Origin of the sequence: Microbispora siamensis, from assembly GCF_016863095.1 — a bacterium.
In the GTDB taxonomy this organism is placed as follows: domain Bacteria; phylum Actinomycetota; class Actinomycetes; order Streptosporangiales; family Streptosporangiaceae; genus Microbispora; species Microbispora siamensis.
Genome location: NZ_BOOF01000031.1, coordinates 1 through 22,821, shown reverse-complemented (window position 1 = coordinate 22,821; position 22,821 = coordinate 1). Strand labels below are relative to the sequence as shown.

At 72.3% G+C, this 22,821-nt stretch carries 12 protein-coding genes; 6 read left to right on the top strand and 6 right to left on the bottom strand.

What is annotated here, in order from left to right:
• Positions 1 to 9 precede the first annotated feature (9 nt).
• Complete coding sequence (locus Msi02_RS25375; RefSeq protein ID WP_204050586.1) at positions 10 to 1,230, top strand: FAD-dependent monooxygenase; 1,221 nt, start codon at positions 10 to 12, stop codon at positions 1,228 to 1,230.
• Positions 1,231 to 1,349: 119 nt separating this feature from the next.
• Here the strand turns inward: Msi02_RS25375 and Msi02_RS25370 are convergent, their stop codons facing one another.
• Positions 1,350 to 1,826, bottom strand: a complete 477-nt coding sequence (locus Msi02_RS25370) for an MBL fold metallo-hydrolase (protein WP_204050702.1) — start codon at positions 1,824 to 1,826, stop codon at positions 1,350 to 1,352.
• A 10-nt stretch (positions 1,827 to 1,836) separates the two neighbouring features.
• On the opposite strand from Msi02_RS25370, the gene Msi02_RS25365 reads away from it, so the two are divergent.
• The gene (locus Msi02_RS25365; protein WP_239108691.1) at positions 1,837 to 2,661 is read left to right on the top strand and encodes a DJ-1/PfpI family protein; all 825 of its coding nucleotides are present in this window, start codon (positions 1,837 to 1,839) and stop codon (positions 2,659 to 2,661) included.
• Here Msi02_RS25365 and Msi02_RS25360 read toward each other — a convergent pair.
• The gene (locus tag Msi02_RS25360; RefSeq protein ID WP_204050584.1) at positions 2,607 to 4,466 is read right to left on the bottom strand and encodes a hypothetical protein; all 1,860 of its coding nucleotides are present in this window, start codon (positions 4,464 to 4,466) and stop codon (positions 2,607 to 2,609) included. The two genes, Msi02_RS25365 and Msi02_RS25360, sit on opposite strands and share 55 nt — an antisense overlap.
• Between Msi02_RS25360 and Msi02_RS25355 the strand changes: the two genes are divergently transcribed.
• Positions 4,465 to 5,373 carry an RNA polymerase sigma-70 factor gene (locus Msi02_RS25355; protein ID WP_204050583.1) on the top strand — a complete coding sequence of 303 codons (909 nt, stop codon included), beginning with the start codon at positions 4,465 to 4,467 and terminating at the stop codon, positions 5,371 to 5,373. The genes Msi02_RS25360 and Msi02_RS25355 overlap by 2 nt on opposite strands.
• A 25-nt stretch (positions 5,374 to 5,398) precedes the next feature.
• On the opposite strand, the gene Msi02_RS25350 is transcribed toward Msi02_RS25355, so the two are convergent.
• From Msi02_RS25350 to Msi02_RS25340, 3 genes are all read right to left on the bottom strand, one after another.
• On the bottom strand, positions 5,399 to 6,592 hold the full coding sequence (locus Msi02_RS25350; protein WP_239108690.1) for a low temperature requirement protein A: 1,194 nt from the start codon (positions 6,590 to 6,592) through the stop codon (positions 5,399 to 5,401).
• Between the two features lie 186 nt (positions 6,593 to 6,778).
• On the bottom strand, positions 6,779 to 7,552 hold the full coding sequence (locus Msi02_RS25345) for an SDR family oxidoreductase (protein ID WP_204050581.1): 774 nt from the start codon (positions 7,550 to 7,552) through the stop codon (positions 6,779 to 6,781).
• Positions 7,553 to 7,695: 143 nt separating this feature from the next.
• Positions 7,696 to 12,969, bottom strand: coding sequence for a non-ribosomal peptide synthetase/MFS transporter (locus tag Msi02_RS25340; protein ID WP_204050580.1), 5,274 nt, complete (start codon positions 12,967 to 12,969; stop codon positions 7,696 to 7,698).
• Positions 12,970 to 13,151: 182 nt separating this feature from the next.
• Between Msi02_RS25340 and Msi02_RS25335 the strand changes: the two genes are divergently transcribed.
• The 3 genes from Msi02_RS25335 to Msi02_RS25325 are packed head-to-tail and all read left to right on the top strand — an operon-like array spanning position 13,152 to position 21,018.
• Positions 13,152 to 19,178: a non-ribosomal peptide synthetase gene (locus tag Msi02_RS25335; protein WP_204050579.1), complete on the top strand. Its 6,027-nt coding sequence runs from the start codon at positions 13,152 to 13,154 to the stop codon at positions 19,176 to 19,178.
• Positions 19,175 to 19,342, top strand: coding sequence for an MbtH family protein (locus Msi02_RS25330; RefSeq protein ID WP_204050578.1), 168 nt, complete (start codon positions 19,175 to 19,177; stop codon positions 19,340 to 19,342). The genes Msi02_RS25335 and Msi02_RS25330 overlap by 4 nt, the downstream gene beginning before the upstream one ends.
• Positions 19,339 to 21,018: a condensation domain-containing protein gene (locus tag Msi02_RS25325; protein ID WP_204050577.1), complete on the top strand. Its 1,680-nt coding sequence runs from the start codon at positions 19,339 to 19,341 to the stop codon at positions 21,016 to 21,018. Before Msi02_RS25330 ends, Msi02_RS25325 begins: the two co-directional genes overlap by 4 nt.
• Here Msi02_RS25325 and Msi02_RS25320 read toward each other — a convergent pair.
• Entirely contained in the window at positions 20,975 to 22,729 is a 1,755-nt protein-coding gene (locus Msi02_RS25320) for a glycoside hydrolase family 15 protein (RefSeq protein WP_204050576.1), read from the bottom strand. The genes Msi02_RS25325 and Msi02_RS25320 overlap by 44 nt on opposite strands.
• Between the last annotated feature and the right edge of the window lie 92 nt (positions 22,730 to 22,821).

Below are 22,821 nucleotides of genomic sequence, written 5' to 3'. Positions count from 1 at the left end.
GAGTCGTCAATGTCAGACGTCGGCAAGCCCGGCGGCCGGGCGCTGGTGGTCGGACTGGGGATCGCCGGCATCGCCACCGCGTTGCGGTTGCGCCAGGTCGGGTGGGAGCCGGTGGTGGTGGAACGGGCGCCCGCGCGCCGCTCCGGCGGCTACTTCATCATGTTGTTCGGCGCCGGTATCGCCTCGGCCCGGCGGCTGGGCGTGCTGGAGGCTATCGGTGACCGCAGCGGGCCCCATGTCACCAGTTACGAGGTGGACCGCGCGGGGCGCCGCCGTCCCGGCCTGAACCCCTTCGCCATGGCCGGAGGCCCACGGCCGCTGCTGCGCGGCGATGTGGAGCAGGGTTTGTTCGCGGCACTGCCGGACGATGTGGAGATCCGCTACTCCACCGTGCCCACCCACATCGCCCAGGACGACGCCGCGGCGGAGGTGACGCTGCACGACACGGCCGCGGACACCGTCGTCACCGAGCGCTTCGACCTGGTGATCGGCGCCGACGGCATGCGCTCGACGGTACGCGGGCTCGTCTTCGGTCCCGAGGAGTACCTCCACCCGCTGAACTACATGGTCGGCGCCACCGTGCTGGACGGCCCGGTCGACGGCTTCGGCCTGCACGAGGGCCTGGTTCTCGCCGAGCCGGGTCGTTCGGTCTGGGCCTTCCCGTTCGCCGACCACGCCCCGAGCCTGCTGTTCTCCTACCGCACCGACGACGTCGACGCCGAGTTCCGCCGCCCGCCCATCGAGTCCATCCGCGCCGCCTACGGCCCCGAACCGACCGGACCCCTGCTGGAAGGGCTGCTGAAGCGCTACGAGCAGGCACCCGATGCGCTGTTCGACTCCGTGCAGCAGGTCAAGATGCCCCGCTGGCACCGCGGCCGGGTCGTCCTAATCGGCGACTCCGCCTGGTGCGTCACCCTGTACGCGGGCATGGGCGCCTCCAGCGGCATGGCCGGCGGCGAATTGCTGGGCACCATGGTGCAGCGCCATCCCGGTGACGTGCCCGGGGCGTTGCGGGCCTGGGAGGCGCGGATGAGGCCGTTCATCCACCTGCAGCAGGAAAGCGCCCTGCCCGGACGGCGCATCTTCACCCCACATGACCGCAAGGAGCAGCTCCTGCGCGCGGGGATGATGCGCCTGATGCGGATGCCGGGCGTCGGAAAGGCCATGGGCAGGAAAATGTTCAACAACAAGGACATGCGGGCCAAGAACATCGACGTCGCGCTCCCCTGACCGTACCGAATCTGACAGCAGGACCCCCGACAGCACGACCATGGAGGACAGTACGGGGGGCCGCTTGCGACGCTGACCTCGCAATCGGGCGCGCTGCTCGGTCGTGAGCGCGCTGCCGGTCAGGTGGTCGCGACCGTGAGTGCGGCGTGCCGGCCTGGAGGCAAGAGGGTGAGCCGGTCGGTCAGCCCGGCCTGGGCGAAGGCCTCGGCGAGTGCGTCTGCCCCTTCGGTGAAGTGGCGCCAGCCGTCGAAGTGCAGCGGGACGACGTGCGACGCGCCGAGGATCCGGGCGGCCTCGGCCGCCTGGGCGCTGGTGAGGGTCAGGTAGGCGTCGCCGAGGAGAGCGGTCTTGGCCGCTCCGGCGAACAGGATGGCGACGTCGATGGCGAACCGTTCGGTGATCCGGGCGACGATGTCGAGAGAGGCGTTGTCGCCGCTGACGTACACGGTCGGTATTCCACGGCCGGACAGCACGAATCCGGCGACCTCCCCGACGATGGGCTCGCTGCCCTCGGGGCCGTGCAGGGCGGGCACCCGGGTGACGCGCAGCGCCGAGCCGTCGGGTCGGGGCAGGTCCACGTGCTCCCAGACGGGCACGGCGCGAGTGGTGCCGCCCAGCCGGTCGGCCGCGCCGGCGGTGGTGAGCGACCTGGGCGTCCCCCGCTTCGACCTGCGCGCCGTCGGCGGTGATCCCGGCCCGCTCACCACCACCGGTGGGATCCGGCTGACCGCGCCGTACGGACTGGACGCGCTGGCCGACGCCGCCACCGTCGTCGTGCCGAGTTGGCGCGGCCCGGCCCAACTCCCTCCGGAACCGGCGCTCGCCGCCCTGCGTGACGCGCACACCGACGGCGCCACCGTCGTCGGGCTGTGCCGTGGCGCGTTCGTGCTCGCCGCCGCCGGGCTGCTGAACGGCCGCCGTGCGGCCACCCACTGGCTTTACGCACCCGCCTACCCCGAGGTGAAGGTGGACGCCACAGTGCTGTTCGTCGACGACGGCGACCTGATCACCTCGGCCGGGACCGCCGCCGGGATCGACGCCTGTCTGCACCTGGTTCGGCGCCGGTTCGGCACCCAGGTCGCCAACACCATCGCGCGCCGCATGGTCGTACCTCCGCAACGCGGCGGCGGCCAGGCGCAGTACATCGAGCACCCGCTGCCCGACCCCGACACCGACGACCCGCTCGGCGAGATCCTCAGCCATGCCATCCGCCACCTCGACGACCCCGGCCTGGACGTCGACTCCCTGGCCAGACACGCCCAGCGCGAAGCGTCCGAGCGCGGGAGTGAAAGCCTGGTCGGTCATGCCCCGCAGGCTCGCACAGCGAGGGCGTCCGGTCTTGAACGAACCGCTCATGCCGACGGCGAGAGCCGGGGTCACCGGTCTCGCGACGAGAGGAAGGCGATCATCTCCTCGCGGGTCTCCTTGTGAGGCTCGACCGCGCTGGCGGCGCGTACCCATTCGACGGCCTTGTCCGGTACGGCGTGCCGCCCCCAGGCGGTCAAGGCACCCAGGGCAGCACGCCGGATCCGGGTGACGCGGTTGACCAGCGCGACCCGGATGAGCGGCAGCCCGACCCCTGGGAAGGCGTCCAGGCCGCCGACGATGGATTCCAGGGCTTGGTCAGCCGCGGCGTCGGAGCCGAATCCGAAATGCTCGCCGGGGCCGTTCGCCAGCTCCTCCAGCGGCAGCAGCCGCTCGGCCAGGGCGGTGACCTGCCGGGCCTGGTCTGGTGAGGCATGGCGGATGACGACATCCCACGCGTAGGCGTCCAGCGGTTCCACCTGGAGACGCGTGAGGATCTGCGGGACCATCGGCAGCTGCAGCCGGCTCGCCGCCCACAGGGCGCTCGTGAAGTCTTCACCAGAGGGATCGGCCAGAAGGGCGAGCACGAGCTCAGCCCATCGCGGCTGCGAGAGGATGCGCTCGTAGCGGTCGCGCAGCCGCACCAGGTCGCCGTCGGCCCAGTTCAGTCCATCGTCCGAATCCCTTAGGAATCCGGTGATGGCCAGTACGGCGGACAGCCTGTCCAAGTTCGCTTCGCGGACATCGATCAGGTCGGCATAGCGGCCCAGGCACGGGACGGCCTCGGGGTAGTCCGTCATGTCCTCGGCCGGTCCTCCGACGGCGAGCGCGGCCAGGATGCCGCCTGCGCCGTCGAGGAGGGCCTCGTCCACCTCGGAGTCGAGCAGCGCCGAGTACAGGTCGCCGCTGGTGGCGGCGATGTGGGCCAGATACTCGTTCATCACGCCGTTGCGGAAGCCTTCGCGGAGCAGCCACCCCTTGATCTCCGGATCGTCGCAGCCTTTGAGTCGTTCGACCGCGTGGATGCGACCCCAGTCCTCTACACGGCGGGCCAGCTCGTAGACCGCGCGTTGCCGGTCGCGCTGGGTGCGCAGTAGCGCCACCACCGCGTACAGGGTGAATTCCTCCAGCGTTCCGAGGAGCATCAGCAGGTCGCGGTCGCGTTCGTCGCCGCAGGCGCCGATGAGCGCGATGCCGATCTTCGTGGTGTTGCGGTGACTGCCGTGTTCGGCCAGGTGCCGTCCGATCAGGCGCAACCGATCTCTGGGCAGCTTACGGCGGCACAGTTCTTCCAGGAGGTCGTCGACGACGCTCAGGGCGTCCGGGCCGGACAGCTGCCGGTGGAGCTTGACGACGCTCTCGTGGCTGGGCGCCGCTTCGACGAGCGCCTCGAGCCGGTCGGCGATCGCGGTGACCGCGGCGGCGTCTTCCCCCGGGCCGAAGTGGTGGGTGCGTATGCCGTCCAGGACGACACTGGTCATCACCGGGCCGCCGTCGGCGGGCGGGGGCGGGTCGTCGGGGAGTTGGTAGGCGTCCCGGGGCCAGGGGCCGGGGCCGTACCGAAGAGACATCGCGAGTGCGTGTGCGAGGAAGGTGGGCTGATCGTCGATGGATTCGTCGCCCAGCTTCCATGTACCGGCGTTCACCGGCTGGGGCGGTGGCCGCCCTTCCCGTTGATCATGCCCGTAATGATGGCTCACCGTCCTCGCGGGACGCAATTGAATTCTGCGCGGAATGCCTGTCGGGGAAACCCGGCGCTCGCTCGGTCGGTCCGGTGCACTGCCCTGCAGTCGGCTGATGGACCGATGCGAGGCGCATCGACGAGATCGAACACCGGTGTCACGAACCGCGATCCCCCCTGCCGCGGGTGCCGGCCGGGTGGATGAAAGGCTGTACGGGTCCTTCCGCCGGCGGAACGGGGCCATCACCATGGGGGATACCGGATCGGGGAGCCACTTCAGTGGGACCGGCGATCTCGACCAGGCGGTGGCCGTCTTCGAGAGCGTGCGGCCACGCCTGTTCGGAATCGCGTACCGGATCCTGAGCAGCTCCACCGAGGCGGAAGACCTGCTACAGGACGTGTGGCTGCGCTGGCAGGCCTACGACCGCGGCACCGTGGCCGACCCGGAGGCGTTCTTGGCGACGGTGACCACACGCCTCGCCATCAACGCCCTGCAGTCGGCGCGGGTCCGCCGCGAGACGTACGTCGGCCCGTGGCTTCCCGAACCCGTCGACACCAGTGCCGACCCTCACCTCGGCGCCGAGCGCGGCGAAGCCCTCGGCTTCGCGGTCCTGCTCCTGCTCGAAAGGCTCTCACCCACTGAACGCGCGGCCTACGTGCTTCGAGAGGCGTTCGACTACCCCTATCGGCAGATCGCCGAGATCATCGAGGTCAGTGAGGCCGCGGCGCGGCAACTGGTCAGCAGGGCCCGCAAACGCGTCGTCTCCGGGCGCCGAGCGCCGGTGAACGGAGCCGAACAGCGCAGACTGCTCACCGCCTTCGTCGCCGCCGCCCGCTCCGGCGACCTTGCCGCGCTGGAAGAGCTCCTCGCCGCGGACGTGATCAGTTACTCCGACGGCGGCGGCGCCGTCCGAGCCTCTCGCATCCCGGTAATCGGCGCATTCCGGGTCGCGAAGTACATCAGAGCGTTCGCGGAACGGTTCTGGGCCGGGGTCGAGGTGGGATGGGCCGACGTGAACGGGCAGGCGGCCGCTGTGCTGCGCCACGACGGCGAGGTGTTCACCGTCCTCACCGTCAACGCCTCCGCCGAGGGCATCGACGAAGTGCTGTGGATGATGAACCCCGCCAAGATCAGAGCGCTGTCCGCCGCGACATAGTACGTACGCCGCAAAGAGGGATACTTTACTGCGAGTCGTTACGACGCGCTTCAGCGCGAGCCGCGACGGCTGTCGTCCAGATCGTGACGGCGACCAGCAGAACGCAGACGGCCGCGGTCGCCGCGACCACGGCGGCCACGCCGACCGAGGGCGTCACGAGCGGCAGCGACAGGACGACGACGACGGACCCCAGAACCGCGGCGGGAAACATGACGGGCTGTGCGATGACGAGCACGTGCACCGCCCACAGCAGGGCGAGATAGACACCGACAGGAACGGCGACCGCGTAGCCGAGTGCCTGCGGCGACGCCACAACGTCGTGCCCGCTCTGCTCCACCGCCACTTCGAGCCCGGCGCCGAGGGCGGCCAGGGCGGCGAAGATGCCGTAGTGGCCGTATCCCCACAGGTAGGACCGATGACGCCGGTCACCGAGACCGTCCCCCGCCGGTCCGAGGAAGTACAGCCACCAAAGGGCGAACAGCAGGACGAGGCCCGAGACGGCGACGACGACGAAGGGGCCGCTGATCTTGCCCGTTTCGAGCGCTCCTTCGACCCCTCTGGTCGTGGCGAGCACGCTCTCGCCCAGCAGGATGATCGTGAACAGGCCGTAGCGCTCGGCGATGTGGTGCGGGTGCCAGTTGGTGCTCCCGGCCCGTTCCGCCCACCGCGGCACCGCGAGTTCCAGGACGACCAGGCCGACGAAGAACGGCAGCACGGACGACGCGGGCAACACCCCGTTCTCCGCCAGGAAGAAACGAAGTATCCATCCCAGCTGCAGGATGGCGATACCGGCGGCGTAGCGCGGGGCGGTCCGGCGGCGGGCGGGGTCTTCGAGACCGGCTCGCACCCACTGGGTGACGAGCGCCATCCGCATGATGACGTAGCCCAGGGTGACGACACCGTAGTCCGATTGACCGGCCGCGGCGGGCACGCCGGCGGCGAGGACCAGCACGCCGCCCATCTGCACCATGGTCAGCAGCCGATAGGCGACGTCGTCGGTGTCGTACGCCGAGGCGAACCAGGTGAAGTTCATCCACGCCCACCAGATCGCGAAGAAGACCTGCAAGAACGGCACCAGCCCGGCCAGGCCGTGACCGGCGGCGATGCCGTGCGCGAACTCCGCGGTGACGGCCGCGACCGCGACCACGAACGTGAGGTCGAACAGCAGCTCCAGCTGACTCGAAACCCGGTGCGGCTCATCGATGGCACGAGCGCTCATCCGGATTCGGATCCGGATTGTCGAGCCTGCTGGTGGCAAGGTCCTGCTCCTGTCGCTTCGCAACGTACGGTCCGTGACAACGCGGCACCGAGATCGCACATGCCGCCCGCTCCGGCTCGCCCTCCGGGAGGGAGCCCTCCGGGGGGAGAGCCGGACACGGGACCGAAGTGCGGGTGCGGCGGTGACCTACGAGCGCTCGGGCTGCTTTCCGGTCGCGTTCCGGCCGGGCCAGTCGTGGTAGCGGATCGTACCGAGGGTGGCGTCGTCGTCAAGGGGAACCAGCGACCGCTCGTCCAGCTCGCTGCCGAAGTAACGCGCGTGCGGGTCGGTGACCACCTCGCGCGGATCGCCCCAGGCGGCCAGCGCCTGGCGGAAGAACTCATCCATCCGGAACTGCTCAGGCCCGGCGATCTCGACCCTGCCGTTCAACGGCGCCCCCACCGCGGTCCGCCCGACCGACAGGGCCACGTCGTCACCCGCGATCGGCTGGAACAGCACGGGCGCCATGTGCACCTTGCCATCCACCGTGGCGTCGTCGGCGATGCCGCGGGTGAACTCGAAGAACTGGGTCGAGTGCACGAGTGAGAACGGGATCCCCGACTTCTCGATCAGCCGCTCCTGGGCGATCTTCGCCGCGAAGTAGCCGTTGTCGGGCATCCGCTCCGTGCCCACGATCGAGACCGCGACGTGGTGACCGACGCCCGCCTCCGCCTCCGCCGCGAGCAGGTTGCCCGTGGAGGTCTCGAAGAACTTCAGCACCGCGGCCCTCTCGAAGGACGGCGAGTTCGACACGTCGACCACCACCTGCGCGCCCGCCAGCACCTCGGCCAGCCCCTCGCCGGTCAGCGTGTCGACGCCGGTGTTCGGCGACGCCGCCACCGCCTCGTGACCCTGCTCGCCCAGGTTCTTCACCAGCTTCGACCCGATCAGGCCCGTCCCGCCGATTACCACGATCTTCATCGCGATTCCTCTCGTCCACCGGGCCGCCTGGTTGCCACCCGGTCGCCAGCTAAGACCGGGCAGCCTCCGGGCTTGTGACAGCTGCGGCGAAATTCCTTCGGGTGACGGCTGACGGCTGACGGTTGCCCGCGGGCCGGTGCGGCTCAGCGAACGGCCGTACGGCGGCGGACCGCCTCCAGGCCGATGACGTCGTCCGGCGGCGCGTCCGGCACGTCGTGGTCGAACCGGGCCAGCACCCTGACCCTGAGCGCCACCAGCGCGATCACGGCGATGGCCAGCGCGAACACCACGTACATGAACGCCACGCCCCGGCCCTCGCCGACGCCGACGACCTGGCCGGCCGTGCTCGCCAACGGCCCGTCCGGGGCGAGTAGCGGCTCGAACAGCGAGGTCCCGTACGGAGCGACCAGGCCGAAGCCGATCGGCAACGTGGACCAGGCGACGAGGGTGTTGAGCGCGATGACCCGGCCGTGGAACCGCTGCGGCACCTTGACCTGGATGATCGTGGCGTAGACGCCGTTGACCAGGGTCAGCGCCAGCGACATGCCGAACGCACCGACGGCGATCACGATCAGGCTCTCCCGCAGGCCGGTGACCAGGCAGAACGCGGCGAGCACGAGCGTGGCCAGCAGCACGCCCCGCATCCGGAGCCGCCGCGGCCCGCCCCACACCGTCATGGTGAGGCCGCCGAGCAGTACGCCGAGCCCTCCGGCGAAGGACACCCGCCCGACGTCGGACAGCGTGGCGAAGCCCAGCACGAGCGGGGTGAGCAGCAGGAACAGCGGCGACAGGAAGACGTTCAGGCAGGCGAAGAACAGCAGCATGCCGCGGAACCCGCGCTGCCCCCACGAGTAGCGGAAACCCTCGGCCATCTCCCTGACCAGGGATTCGCGCCGCTTCCAGCCCATCGCGGCGGGGAAGCGCACCAGCAGCACCGAGCACAGCGCGAAGGCGTAGCTGGCCACGTCGACGACGAGGATGCCCCTGATGCCGATCGCGGACATCAGGCCGACCGCGACCAGAGGCACGACCAGTTGCGCGGTGCCGGTGACCACCTGGAGGACGCCGTTGGCGTGTCCGAGATACCGCTTGGGCACGAGCTGCGGCACGGCCGCGCCGTACGCGAGCCGCTGGAAGGTGAGCGCGACGGACAGCAACGCGAGCAGCGGGTAGACGTGCCACACCTGGATGTGGCCGGTCCACAGCAGCAGGCCGAACGCGAGCTGGGTGCCGCCCGCGGCGGCGTCGCCAGCCAGCATGACCTTCCGCCGGTCGTAGCGGTCCACGATGGCCCCGGCCAGCGGCGCGACGAGCATGCCGGGCACCAGCGCGATGACGGAGAACAGCGCGAAGTTCACCAGCGAGCCGGTGGTCAGGTAGATCCACAGCGGGATGGCGAACTCGGTGAGCGAGGAGCCGATGATCGAGACGAGCTGCCCGGCGGCCACCGCGCCGAACCGTCTCATGCTGGGCCGGGGTCCGCGCGGCGTCACGGGGGTGTCCGTCCCGGCGGTGGAGGTGGCGTGCAACCACCACGACCGGTCACGGTCCTCGATCTCGGTGGTCCGCCCGGCGGCGATGGCGGCGCGGGCGCCGGTGACGATCTCGGCCAGTTCGCCCGCCCGGTGCTTGACGAAGAAGTGGCCCGCCTCGTCCAGGACGACGACGGCCGTCTCGCCGGTCAGATGGTGCCACTCCAGGTAGCGCTCCTGGTAGAACTCGGTGGCCGGGTCGCGGTCGCCGACGACCGAGATGATCGGCGCGCGCAGCGGCTCCGGGCTCTCCGCGAACAGCCGGGTGAAGTACGCCTCGGCGTCGCGGGTGCCCTGCCGCCGGTTGCGGATGATCGCGGCGAGCTGGTCGGGGTCGAGTTCGTCGATGTCCAGTCCGGCCGCGACCAGCGCGTTGGCCCAGACGCGGTCGCTGCGCAGCCGGTCCGCCAGGTCACGCAGCGGCGTCATGATCGTCTTGGGCCGGGCGAACGGGAAGCCGCCGCCCAGGTAGAGCGCGTCGACCGGCCGTCCGGCCGCCTCCAGCCGCCGGGCGATCTCGACGCAGAGCATCACACCGAGCCCGCAGTGGCCGTACAGGGAGAGCGGGCCGGGCACGTCGGCCAGGATCTCCCGCACGCAGGCGTCGGCGACCTCGGCGACCGGGCGGGTCTCCTCGTCCAGGCCCCACTCCTGGCCGGGTACGGCGACGGAGTGCAGCGCCCAGTCCGGCGGCAGCGCGTCGGCAAGCGGCTGGTAGATGGCGGCGCTGCCCCCGCCGTACGGCACGCAGACCAGGCTGGCCGAGACGGCGCGGGCCGGGGTGAGCCGGTTGAGCAGCTTCCTGGGGCCGTCGTCGGGTGCGGCGGCCCTGGCGGCGAGGGCGCGGACGGTGCGGTGCCGGAACAGGTCCATGATCGTGACCGGGCGTTCGGTCACGCGGCGCAGCCGGGCCACGACCTGGGCGGCGAGCAGCGAGTGGCCGCCCAGTTCGAAGAAGTCGTCCTCCGCGCCGACCCGGTCGAGTTCGAGGACCCCGGCCCAGACCTCGGCGATCGCGGTCTCCAGCGCGGTTTCCGGCGGGACGTATCCGCCGTCCTCGTCGGGGCGGCCGGCGCCCGGCTCCGGCAGCGCGGCGCGGTCCACCTTGCCGTGGGCTTTCAGTGGCAGCCGGTCCAGCCAGACGTACCTGGCGGGGATCATGTACTCGGGCAGCCGGTCGGCCAGATACACGCGCAGGTCGGGGACGCTCGCGCGTTCCCCGGTCAGGTAGGCGACCAGGCGGTCGCGGCGCAGGTCCACCACCGCCTGTTCGACGGCCGGATGCCCGGTCAGAACCTCCTCGATCTCGGTGAGTTCGACCCGGTAGCCGCGCACCTTCACCTGGAGGTCCCGGCGGCCGAGGAACTGGAGGTCGCCGGAGGGCAGCCAGCGGCCGAGGTCGCCGGTGCGGTACATGCGTGATCCCGGCTCGCCGTACGGGTCGGGGAGGAAGCGCTCGGCGGTGAGGGCGGGGCGGCCGAGGTAGCCCCTGGCCAGCCGGTCGCCGCCGAGATGGATCTCGCCGATCACCCCGATCGGAGCAGGTTCGCCGCGTTCGTCCAGCACGTACGCCCTGGCCCCGGGCAGCGGGCGGCCGATGGGCAGGGTCTGGGTCTCCTCGGTGCCGGTGACCTCGTGGGTGGTGACGCCGACGGTCGCCTCGGTCGGCCCGTAGTGGTTGACCACGCGGGGCCCGCGCAACGATCCGGCCCAGGCGGAGGAGGACGCCTCGCCGCCGAGCACCAGGAGCGTGCGCGGCAGCACACCGGGACCGTCCGGCCCGGCCTCGGCGATCAGGGAGGCCAGGTGGGAAGGGGTGGCCTTGAGGTAGTCGGTCCTGCTCAGCGTCTCGGCCAGTTCGGCGGCGGGTCTTCTCGGGTCGAGCAGGTGCAGCGTTCCGCCGGTCATCAGGGACAGGTAGAAGATCGTGACGCCGAAGTCGAACGACAGGGACTGCATCAGCGCGTACGAGCCGCCGGGTTCGACGGCGAGCCGTTCCCGGACGCCGGCGAGGTAGGTGAGGACCTGGCGGTGTTGCACCGCGACACCCTTGGGACGACCGGTGGTCCCGGAGGTGTAGATCACGTACGCCAGGTCGGCGCCGGTCAGGCCGGGGTCGGCGGGCACGTCGCCGGGTGGCAGCTCGGCCAGCAGGTCTTCGGTGACGGTGATCCGCACCCCGGCGTCGGCGATCATGTGCGCCAGTCGGTCCTCCGGCTGGGCCGGGTCGAGCGGGACGTAGGCACCGCCCGCCTTGAGGACGGCCAGTACGGCGACGGCCAGGTCGGGCGACCGTTCCAGCCGGATGCCGACCCGGGAGCCCCTGGTCACGCCGAGGCCCTGTAATCGGCGGGCCAGGGAGTCGGACCTGCCGGCGAGGGCGGCGTAGGTGAGCGACCTGCCGTCACAGGTCACGGCCACGGTGCCCGGCGGCCCGGCGACGAGGTCGTGCAGGAGTTCCCGGCCGAGCGGGGCCGGGGCGGGGGAGCGGGAGAAGGCGAGGACACGTTCGCGCTCGCCCTCGGCGAGCAGGGGCAGCTCCGACAGCCGCAGGGACGGGTCGGCGAGGGCGGCGCGCAGCACCATCCCGAAGTGGGTGGCCATGCGGGCGGCCGTGCCGGGGTCGAACAGAGCGGTGTTGTAGGTGAGCTGGCCGCTCAGTCCGCCGGGTCTCTCGAACAGGTAGAGCGACAGGTCGAACCTGGCGACGCCCGCCTCGGCCGGGAAGGCCGACAGCGCGGCGCCACCCGAGGGGCCGGTGGCCGTGGTGGTGGCCGCCGCGAAGTTCTGCAGGGCGAGCATGACCTGGACGACCGGCGACCGGCTGACGTCGCGTTCGACGTTCAGCTCGGTCACCAGCCGGTCGAACGGCAGGTCCTGGTGGGCGTAGGCGTCCAGGGCGCGGTCGCGCACCCGGGTCAGGAGTTCGGCGAAGGTGGGGTCGCCGTCGAGGTCGGCCCGCATGGCGAGGGTGTTGACGAACATGCCGACGACGCCGTCCAGCTCGGGCAGGCCGCGCCCGGCGATGGGTGAGCCGACCGCGAAGTCGGTCTGCCCCGAGTAGCGGCCGAGCAGCGCCTGGAACGCGGCGAGCACCACCATGTACGGCGTGGCGCCCGCGGCCAGGGCGGGTCCGGCCGGATCGACGTCCAGCTCGAACCGGTGGGTGGCCCCGGTGTGGCCGAGCACCGGCGGCCTGGGCCGGTCGGTGGGCAGGTCGAGCACGGGCACCCCGGCGAGCCGGTCCCGCCAGTGGGCCACCTCGCGTTCGTGGCGCCGGTCGCGCTGCCAGGCCGCGTAGTCGCCGTACTGCACGGCGGGCGGCGGCGGGGTCCGGCCGTTCATGATCTCGAACAGCTCGCGCATGATGATCTCGAACGACCATCCGTCGGTCACCAGGTGGTGCGCGGCGAGCATGAGCACGTGGTCACCGGGCGCGAGCCGGACCAGCAGGGCGCGGACGAGTGGCCCGGCCGCGAGGTCGAACGTCCTGGTCAGCTCCCGTTCGACCAGTTCGCGGGCCTCGTCGGGGCCGGCGGCGTCGGCGGTCAGGAACTCGGCCCGCGCCTCATCGTCGATCAGCACCTCGGGCAGCCCGTCCGGCGTGGTGCGGAAGCGCATGCGCAGCGCCTCGTGACGGCGGACCACCTCGTGCAGGGAGTGCTCCAGGGCGGCGGCGTCCAGGTCGCCGGCCACGCGGACGGTGAGCGGCACCGTGTAGACGGTCGTGCCGGGCGCGTACTGCTCGAGGAACCAGATCCGTTCCTGGGCGGGGGAGAGCGGCGCGGCGGTGCCCGGGGGTCTGGGGCTGATCGTGACCGTGCCGTCGCGGCGCCGCAGCCGCTGCGCGAGGAGCGCCTTCTTGTCGGCGGACAGTGCGGTCACCGTGCCTCCAACTGTCTTCCGTCAGGGAAATTAACTGGAAAGTGTCTTTACAGTTAGCGCGCGACGGTGAGTGTGACACACTCTCGGGCCCCCCGTGAAGAGGCTTGTTCGCAGGCAGTCCGGTGTGATTCACTAACGCCCACCCCAAGACTGTTAACAAACCTTCCTATTTTGGCGGTCGCATGGTGGTACACGCCCAGCCGCTCTCGTACGGTCAGGAAAGGCTCTGGTTCCTCCACCGGCTCGACCCGGAGGACCACTCGTACAACACCTGCCACGCCTACCGATTACGCGGCGACCTCGACGTCGGACGGCTCGAACGCGCGTTCACCGCCGTCGTCGCGCGGCACGAGACGCTGCGCACCCGGTTCGAGGAGATCGACGGCCGGCCGGTCGCGATCGTGCTCCCGCCGCAACCCGTCACCCTGGAACGCTTCGAGACCGACTGCGAGGACGAGGCCAGGCGGCTGGTCGCCCGCCGGGCCAACACGCCGTTCGACCTGTCCGCCGCCCCGCCGGTACGGATCACCCTGGTCAGGATCGCACCCCGCGACCACGTGCTCGCCGTGGCGCAGCACCACATCGTCGCCGACGGCATCTCCGTGGCCGTCCTGCGGGACGAACTGGCCCATTACTACGGCGGCGGCGACCCGCTGCCCCCGCTGCCCCTCCAGTACGGCGAGCACGCGCGGGCGGAACGCGAGGCCGACGACCGCGACGACCTCGAATTCTGGACCACCAGGCTGGCCGGGGCGCCCGCCCTGGAACTGCCCGCCGACCGGCCCCGCCCGCCCCGCCGCACCGGCAACGGCGGCGAGATCCGGTTCACCCTCCCGCCCGGCCTCGCCGCACGGGTCGCCGCCTTCGCCCGCGAACGCCGCTGCACCCCGTTCATGGTGCTGCTCACCGCCTACCAGGTGCTGCTCCACCGGCACAGCGGCCAGACCGACTTCTGCGTGGGCTCGCCGGTGTCCGGACGCGACCGCACCGAACTCGAACCCATGATCGGCTTCCTGTCGAGCACGCTGGTGCTGCGTGCCGACCTGTCCGGCGAACCCACGTTCGGCGAGGCGCTGACCCGCACCCGGCGTACGGTCATCGAGGCCATGGGCCACGCCGGGATCCCGCTGGAACGTCTGCTCGGCGCCCTCGACATCGCCAGAGACCTCAGCCGCACCCCGCTGTTCCAGACCATCTTCGGCCTGCACGCCCAGAGCGGCGAGCACAGCGAAGGACCGCTGCCCGGACTGCGCGCGGAACCGTTCCCGCCCGGCTGGATCGCCGCCCGCACCGACCTGTCCCTCGACCTGTGGCCCACCGAGGACGGCGGCTACCTCGGCGTGCTCATCTACGGCGCCGACCTGTTCGACCGGGACACCGCCGCCCGGCTCGCGGCCAGGTTCGAGACCCTGCTCGACTCGGCGCTGTCCGCCCCCGACCGGCCGGTCGGCACGCTCGGCATCCTCCCCGGCGCCGAACGCCGCGCCCTGCTCGCCCACGACACGCAGACCCCGCTGCCGCCGGTCACGCTGGTGGACCTCTTCCTCGACCAGGTCGCCCGGCGGCCCGACGCCGTCGCCGTGGGCCCGGCCGACGGCGGCCTCACCTACGCCGACCTGGCCGCCCGTGCCCGTGGACTCGCCGTGTGGCTGCGGGACCGGGGCATCGGGCCCGGCTCACTGGTCGCGCTCCGGCTCGACCGTGGCCCGGAGATACCGGTCGCCCTGCTCGGCGTGGCCATGTCCGGCGCGGCCTACCTGCCGGTGGACCCGGCCTACCCGCCCGCCAGGGTCGCCTACGTCATCGAGGACTCCGGCGCGTCGCTGGTCCTCACCACCGCCGACCTGGCCGGCGTTCCGCCCAGTGACGAGGAGGTGCCGCGCCCCCGGCCAGGGGACACCGCGTACGTGCTCTACACCTCCGGCTCGACCGGCCGTCCCAAGGGCGTCGTCGTGCCGCACCGGGCCCTGGTCAACTTCCTGCTCGCCATGCGCCCGTTCGCCGGGAACGCTCCCGGACAGACCTGGCTGGCGCTGACCTCGCTCGCGTTCGACATCTCCGCGCTCGAGATCTACCTGCCGCTGATCACCGGCGGCCGGGTCGTGGTGGCCGACGACGCCAGGGACGGGCACGCCCTCGCCGCGCTGATCGCCGGCCAGGGCGTCACGCACGTCCAGGCCACCCCGTCCGGCTGGCGGGTGCTGCTCGCCGGGAAGGTCCTGGAGCACGCCCGGATCACCGCGTTCGCCGGGGGCGAGCCGCTGCCGCTCCAGCTCGCCCGCGAACTGCGCGCCGGCGCCGCCCGGCTGGTCAACGTGTACGGCCCGACCGAGACCACCGTCTACTCCACCGCCTGGGACGTCCCGCCCGAACCGCACGAGATCTCCATCGGCCGTCCGGTGGCCAACACGACCACGTACGTGCTCGACCCGGCCGGGGACCTCGCGCCCATCGGCGTGCCGGGAGAGCTGGTCATCGGCGGCGTCGGCGTGGCCACCGGCTACCTCGGCCGTCCCGCCCTGACCGCCGAGCGGTTCACGCCCGACCCGTACGGACCGCCGGGCGGGCGGCTCTACCGTACGGGCGACGTGGCCAGGCGGCGCGCGGACGGCACGATCGAGTTCCTGGGCCGGGCCGACAACCAGGTCAAGATCCGTGGCCACCGGGTGGAACTCGGCGAGGTCGAGGCCGTCCTGGAGACCCACCCGGCCGTACGGCAGGCCGTGGCCGTGGCACGCGGCGGGGAACTGGTCGCCTTCGTCGTCGCCGACGGCGACGTCTCCGGCCTGGCCGCGCACGCCGCCATGGAACTGCCCGGGCCGATGGTGCCGCGCGTCCTCGTCCTGGACACGCTGCCGCTCACCCCGAACGGCAAGGTGGACCGGGCGGCGCTGCCCGACGCGGAACCCGCCGTGACCGTGGACACGACACCGCCGCGCACCCCCGCCGAGCGGCTGATCGCGGACGTGTTCGCCGAGGTGCTCGGCCTGGACGCGGTCGGCGCGCACGACGACTTCTTCGCGCTCGGCGGGCACTCGCTGCTCGCCACCATGGTCACCGCCCGGCTGCCGGTGCGGATCCCGGTGCGCGAGGTGTTCGCCCGGCCCACGGTCGCCGGGCTGGCCGAACTGCTCGACGCCGTACTTCTCGATACTGGGCAGGGCGACCCCGGCGACGTGCCGCGCCCGCGCGGCGGCGTCGACGCGCCGCTGTCGGCCGGGCAGGAACGGCTCTGGTTCCTCAACCGGCTCGACCGCGACGGCGACGCCGCGTTCAACATGTGGCTGGTCCGCCGGCTGCGCGGACCGCTCGACACCGGGGCGCTGGAACGAGCCTTCACCGCTGTCGCCGCCCGGCACGAGAGCCTGCGCACCCGCTTCCCCGACGTGGACGGCGATCCCGTCGCGGTGATCGAACCGGCGGGGCCGGTGTCGGTCGAACGGCTGGACGCGGACGGGGAACCCCGGGCCGCCGCGCTCGTCGCGGACCGGGTCAACACGCCGTTCGACCTGGCCGCGGGGCCTCCGCTGCGGGTCACGCTCATCCGGCTCTCGCCGGAGGACCACGTGCTTTGCGTGGTCATACACCACGTCATCGGCGACGGCTGGTCGCTCAACCTGCTGCTGGACGAGCTGGCCGACGCCTACTCCGGACGCCCGCTGCCCCCGGTGCCGCTCCAGTTCGGCGACGTCGCGGTCTGGCAGCGCGGGCGCGACCTGACCGGGCTGATGGAGTACTGGCGCGACCGGCTGGCCGGCCCCACACCGCTCGACCTGCCCGTCGACCGGCCCAGGGCCACCGCAGGGCCAGGCCGGGGGGAGCGGGTGTCCTTCCGGCTGCCCGCCGCCGACGCCGACGCGCTGGCCGCCATGGGCCGCCGCAGGGGAGCCACCCTGTTCATGACGCTGGTCGCGGCCTACCAGGCGTTGCTGGCCCGGCACACCGGCCACACCGACATCCTGGTCGGCACGTCGGTCGCGGGCCGGGACACGGTGGCACTGGAGTCGGTCGTCGGCTACCTCACCGACGTGCTCGTCCTGCGCGGCGACCTGGCGGGCGACCCGACCTTCGCCGGGCTGCTCGGCGAGACCAGGCGGCGGGTGCTCGACGCCTTCGCGCACCGGGGCATCCCGTTCGAGCACCTGGTGGCCTCGCTCGGACTGGAACGCGACCTCACCAGGACGCCGGTCTTCCAGACCATGGCCATCCTGCACACCCAGGACGCGGGCCGGGTGCCCAGGTCCTTCCACGGCCTGGCCGCCGGGCACTTCCCGGGCGGGCACGACCGGGCCAAGTTCGAGCTGATGCTGGAGGCCTGGCACGACGACGGCGACCTGCTGGTCGAGCTGGAGTACGACTCGGCGCTCTTCGACGCCGACACCGTCGCCGCCCTGGCCGCACGGCTGGAGGTACTGCTGCGCGACGTGGCCGCCGACCCGGACCGGCCGCTGTCGGCGTTTCCCATGCTCACCGGCGCCGACCGGGACTTCCTGCGCTCGGCGTCGCACGGCCCGGCACTGCCCGCCACCCCGCCGGTGCCCGCGCTGATCGCCGAGTCCGTACGGACCAGGCCCGGCGCGGTGGCGATCGGCTGCGCCGGGCGCGAGGTCACCTACCGGGAACTGGACGCCCTGGCCGAGGCGAGTGCCACGGAGATCAGGGCCGCGGGGATCCCGGCGGGCGGCATCGCGGCCGTGCCCGCGGAACGCACCCCGGAGACCGTGGCCGCCCTGCTCGGCGCGTGGCGGGCGGGCGCGGCCTACCTGCCGGTGGACCCGGCGCTGCCCCGCGGCCGGCGTGACCTCATGGCCGCCGAGATCGAGGGCGTCGCGGCCGACGGAGCCGCGTACGTCGTCTACACCTCCGGCTCGACCGGCACGCCCAAGGGAGTGATCGTCGATCACGACGGACTGGCCGCCCGGATCGCCTGGATGCGGGACGACTACGGCCTCGGCCCGGCCGACCACGTCGTCCAGTTCGCCGCGCTCGGCTTCGACGCGCACGCCGAGGAGATCTTCCCCGCCCTGGCCTGCGGGGCGCGGCTGGAACTGCTGCCCGGCGGGGCGGTCACCCTGCCCGACCTGCTGCGCACCCCCGCCGGGCAACGGGTCACCGTGCTCGACCTGCCCACCGCGTACTGGCACCACCTGGTCGGCCGCCTCGACGAGGTGGCCTGGCCGCCGTCGCTGCGCCTGGTCATCCTCGGCGGCGAACAGGTCCAGGCGGCGGCCGTGGACCGCTGGCGGGCCAGGTTCGGCGACCGGGTCAGGCTGGTCAACACGTACGGGCCGACCGAGGCGACGATCATCGCCACCGCGGCGGACCTGACCGGCAGTGGGACAGGGGAGCGCCCGCCGATCGGCCGGCCTGTCGGCGGCGTCACGGCCCTGGTGCTGTCCGAGCAGGGGGTTCCGGTGCCGCCGGGCGCGCCGGGCGAGTTGTACCTGGGCGGGGCGGGCGTGGCCCGGGGCTACCTGCGCCGGCCGGGCGGGACCGCCGAACGGTTCGTGCCCGACCCCTGGGGTCCGCCCGGCGCACGGCTGTACCGGACCGGCGACCGGGTCAGGTGGCGGCGGGACGGTCAACTGGAGTTCCTCGGCCGCCTGGACGACCAGGTCAAGGTGCGCGGGTTCCGGGTCGAGCCCGCCGAGGTCGAGGCGTGCCTGCTCGGCCACCCCCGCGTACGGCAGGCCGCCGTCGCGGCAGGGGACGATCGGCTCGTCGCCTACGTCGTACCGGAGGGGGAGGTGGACCCGGCCGAGCTGGGCCGGTTCGCGGCGGCGGAACTGCCCGCCCACCTGGTGCCCTCCGGCTGGATCGTGCTCGAAACGCTGCCGCTGACCCGCAACGGCAAGGTGGACAGAGCCGCGCTGCCCGCCCCGGCCGCCGAGGAGTTCACCCGGCGGCCCGGCCCGGTGCCGCCCCGTACGGACGCCGAGGCCCTGGTGGCCGACGTGTACGGCGAGGTGCTCGGCCTCGGCGAGGTCGGCGCGTTCGACGACTTCTTCTCCATCGGGGGCCACTCGCTGCTCGCCACCCGGGTCACCGCCCGGATCAGGGCGATCACCGGGGTGGAGGTGCCGATCCGGGCCGTGTTCGAGAGACCGACGGTCGAGGCCCTGGCGGAGACGGTCGAGGAACTGCTGGTCAAGGAGCTGGCCGCGCTTTCCGACGAGGAGGCGGCCCGCCTGGCGATGGAGGCGATGTGAACTACCAGGTCGTGGTCAACGACGAGGAGCAGTACTCGATCTGGCCCGCGGACACCCCGCCGCCGGACGGCTGGCGGGCCGAGGGCGTCGCCGGCGACCGGGAGGAGTGCCTGCGCCACATCGAGCGGGTGTGGACCGACATGCGCCCCCGGAGCGCACGGTGACTCGGTTACGTGGCCTGGCCGCCCACTACACCGGCCGCGAACGGGTCGGCCCGGCGACCATGGGGCAGGTCAACATGGCCCGCTGCGTGCGCACCGACCCGCCCGAGCACATGAACTACGAGGTGGTGCGGAACCTGCCGCAGGGGACCACGTACCAGCGGGTGGCCGACGCGGTCGGCCTGCTGATGTCCCGGCACGAGTCGCTGCGCACGACGTTCCACGACGGGATCCAGCGGGTGGCCGGCGACGGCGAACTCACCGTCGAGGTCCACCCGGCCGGGGACGGGGTGACCGGGCGGGTCGCGGCGGACCTGCGTGGCCGCAGGTTCGACCTCGCCGCCGAGCTTCCGCTGCGGGTCGCCGTGATCGCCGGGGACGACGGGCCGGAACAGGTCGTGCTGGTCACCACCCACAGCACCGTGGACGCCGTCGGCCTGGCCCTGCTCGTCGCCGACTGGGAGGAACTGGTCCGGGGCCGCACGCCGGGCCCGGCCGCTCCGCAACCGGTGGACGTCGCCGCGATGGAGGGCAGCCCGGCCGGCCTGCGCCGGGCCGACGCGGCGCTGCGGTACTGGCGGACCCAGCTCGGCCGGATTCCCCGCTCCACGCTCACCGTCACCGTGGACGACCGCGACCACGACTGGTCGCTGCCCCGCCTGCGGGTCCGCTCCGCGGCGGTGGCCGCCGCCCTTGCCCGGATCACCGCGCGCACCGGGACCAGCCGGTCCGGCGCGCTGCTCGCCGCGTTCGGCACGCTCGCCGGGCTGCGCGCGGGCCAGCCCGTCTGCCCGATCATCTCCATCTCCGCGAACCGGTTCCGGCCCGAGCTGCGGGAGTACGTCGGTCCGCTGGCCCAGGACGCGCTGATCCCGATCGACCTGACCGGGCCGGCCTTCGACGCCGTGTTGCGGGCCACCCGGGCCGCCTCGCTGGCCGCGTACCAGAACAGCCGGTTCGACTCCGCCGCCCTGGTGCGGATCATGGAGGAGGTCGCGGCCGACAGGGGCGTCTTCTTCGCCAGGGACCTGGTCTACAACGACATGAGCGCGGCCACGCCCGCCGGGCCGCCGCTCCGGGGCGTACCGGACGAGCGGGCACCGGGCGAGGAGCCGGACATCCGGTCGGCGTGGTTGCCGGACGAGACGCTGCCCACCCGGGTCTCCCTCTGGGTGAACCGGCTGGAGGGCGAGGTGGACGTGACGCTCTGGGCGGACCCCAGGTGCCTGCCCAGGGAGGACACGCTGCTGCTGGGCGAGGGTGTCATGCGGCTGCTGGCCGAGGCGGGCCGCCGGGACGTGCCGCTGGCCGACCTGCCCGGCCTCACCGGGATCACGCCGCTGCGCAGGGACGGCGAATGGCTGGTCGCCGACTCGTGCTGGGTGGACCTGGCCGAGGTCCGGCGGCTGGTCGCCGACGCCGTGCCCGGGCCGTCCTCGGTCTCGGCGGTGCCGGACGAACGGCTCGGCCACCGGATCGTGTGCCGCCTGGCCGCGCCGGTCACCCCGGAGGCGGCGCATGCCGCGTGCCTGGCACTGCTGCCGGGCCGGATGGCCGCGATCGCACCGCACCACTACGTCGTGGCCGGGGTCGCCGAAGGGACGGGTCGCCCCGCCCCGGCCGAGGTTCCCGTCCCTAGCAGAGCGCCAGGGCCGTATGGACGAGTTGGAGGTGGGTGAACGCCTGAGGGAAGTTGCCCAGATGGCGCCCCTGGACGGGGTCGTACTCCTCGGCGAGCAGACCCACGTCGTTGGTGAGGCCCAGCAGCCGTTCGAACAGGGCCATGGCCTCGTCCTTGCGGCCGACGAGGCTGAGCGCTTCGGCCAGCCAGAAGCTGCAGGCGAGGAAGGCGCCTTCGGCTCCGGGCAGGCCGTCGATGTCGTTGCTTTCGGAGACCGGATACCGCAGCACGAAGCAGTCGGTCATCAGCTCGCGTTCGACCGCCTCGATCGTGCCGGTGACCCGGCGGTCCTCAGGGGGAAGGAAGCCGACGATCGGGATGAGGAGCAGCGCCGCGTCGACTTCGTGCGAGCCGTACGACTGGGTGAACGTGCCACGCTCGCGGTCGAAGCCCTTGGTGCAGACCTCGGCGTGGATCCGGTCCCGCATGGCCCGCCAGCGCCTGAGGGGACCGGTGTGGCCGAGTTCCTTGATCGCCCGCACCTGCCGGTCGGCCGCCACCCACGCCATGACCTTGGAATGGACGAAGTGCCGCCGCGGGCCGCGGACCTCCCACAGGCCCTCGTCGGGCTGGGCCCAGCTGCGCTCCAGGAAGTCCATCAGCCGGCAGGCGGTGGACCAGGCGTAGTCGTGGGGCGGCAAGCCCAGTTTGCGGGCCCGGTAGAAGCAGTTGAGCACCTCGCCGTAGACGTCGAGCTGAAGCTGGCCGGCCGCGTCGTTGCCGATCCGCACCGGCCGTGAGCCTTCGTACCCGGGAAGCCAGTCGAGCGTCTGCTCCGGCAGGCGCCTTTCGCCTGCCACGCCGTACATGATCTGGAGGTCCTCCGGGCGACCCGCGATGGCACGGAGCAGCCAGTCGAGCCAGGCGCCCGCCTCGGTGACGTACCCGGATTCGGTCAGGGCGTCAAGCGTCATCGCGGCGTCGCGCAGCCAGCAATATCTGTAGTCCCAGTTACGCACCCCGCCGAGATTCTCGGGCAGCGACGTGGTGGGAGCCGCCACGATGCCGCCGGTCGGGCTGTAGGTGAGCGCCTTGAGCGTGATGAGGGAGCGGACCACGGCGGCGCGGTGGCGGCCCGGGAGCCAGCAGCGGGAGACCCACTCCTCCCAGAACCGGCTGGTCTCGGCGAGTTGCTCACCGGGATCGATGCCATGGGGTTCCGGCTGGTGCGAGGGGTGCCACGTGAACACGAACGACCGGCGTTCCCCCGCGGCGACCGTGAAGGTTCCGATGTGCCGGTCGCTGCTTCCCTCCAGGTCGAGGGGAGCGTCGATCCAGACCGAGTCGGGTCCGCCGATGGCGTGCAGACGACCGCCGAAGCGGCGGGTCCACGGGATGATCCTGCCGTAGTCGAACCGGATGCTGATCTCTGTGGTCATGTCCACCGTCCCGGACACGCCCTCCACGATCCGGACCAGGGCGGGGTTGGCGTGCCGGGGAGGCATGAAGTCGACGACCTTGACGGTCCCTGTGGAGGTCTCCCATACGGTCTCGAGGATCAGCGTGTCGTCGGCGTACGCGCGTCGCGTGGCCATCTCGTGCCCGGCGGGGGCCAGCCGCCAGAACCCGTTGGACTCGTCGCCGAGGAGCTTGGCGAAGCATGCGGGGGAGTCGAACCGGGGAAGGCAGAGCCAGTCGATCGATCCGTCGCGAGCGACGAGGGCGGCTGACTGCGTATCCCCGATGAGGGCGTAGTCCTCGATCCGCATGTGGACCACGCTACTCGCCGGGCAACGCGTCATCGCCCTGGCATGTCTCCACGCGAGGGCGGAAACCCCAGGTCAACCAGGTGCCCCCGGCA

Bases quoted from the DNA above. Each gene is read 5' to 3' on its own strand.
- Msi02_RS25375 (WP_204050586.1), top strand. From the start codon at position 10: ATGTCAGACGTCGGCAAGCCCGGCGGCCGGGCGCTGGTGGTCGGACTG.
- Msi02_RS25355 (WP_204050583.1), top strand. From the start codon at position 4,465: ATGGGGGATACCGGATCGGGGAGCCACTTCAGTGGGACCGGCGATCTC.
- Msi02_RS25360 (WP_204050584.1), bottom strand. From the start codon at position 4,466: ATGGTGATGGCCCCGTTCCGCCGGCGGAAGGACCCGTACAGCCTTTCA.
- Msi02_RS25350 (WP_239108690.1), bottom strand. From the start codon at position 6,592: ATGAGCGCTCGTGCCATCGATGAGCCGCACCGGGTTTCGAGTCAGCTG.
- Msi02_RS25345 (WP_204050581.1), bottom strand. From the start codon at position 7,552: ATGAAGATCGTGGTAATCGGCGGGACGGGCCTGATCGGGTCGAAGCTG.
- Msi02_RS25335 (WP_204050579.1), top strand. From the start codon at position 13,152: ATGGTGGTACACGCCCAGCCGCTCTCGTACGGTCAGGAAAGGCTCTGG.
- Msi02_RS25320 (WP_204050576.1), bottom strand. From the start codon at position 22,729: ATGCGGATCGAGGACTACGCCCTCATCGGGGATACGCAGTCAGCCGCC.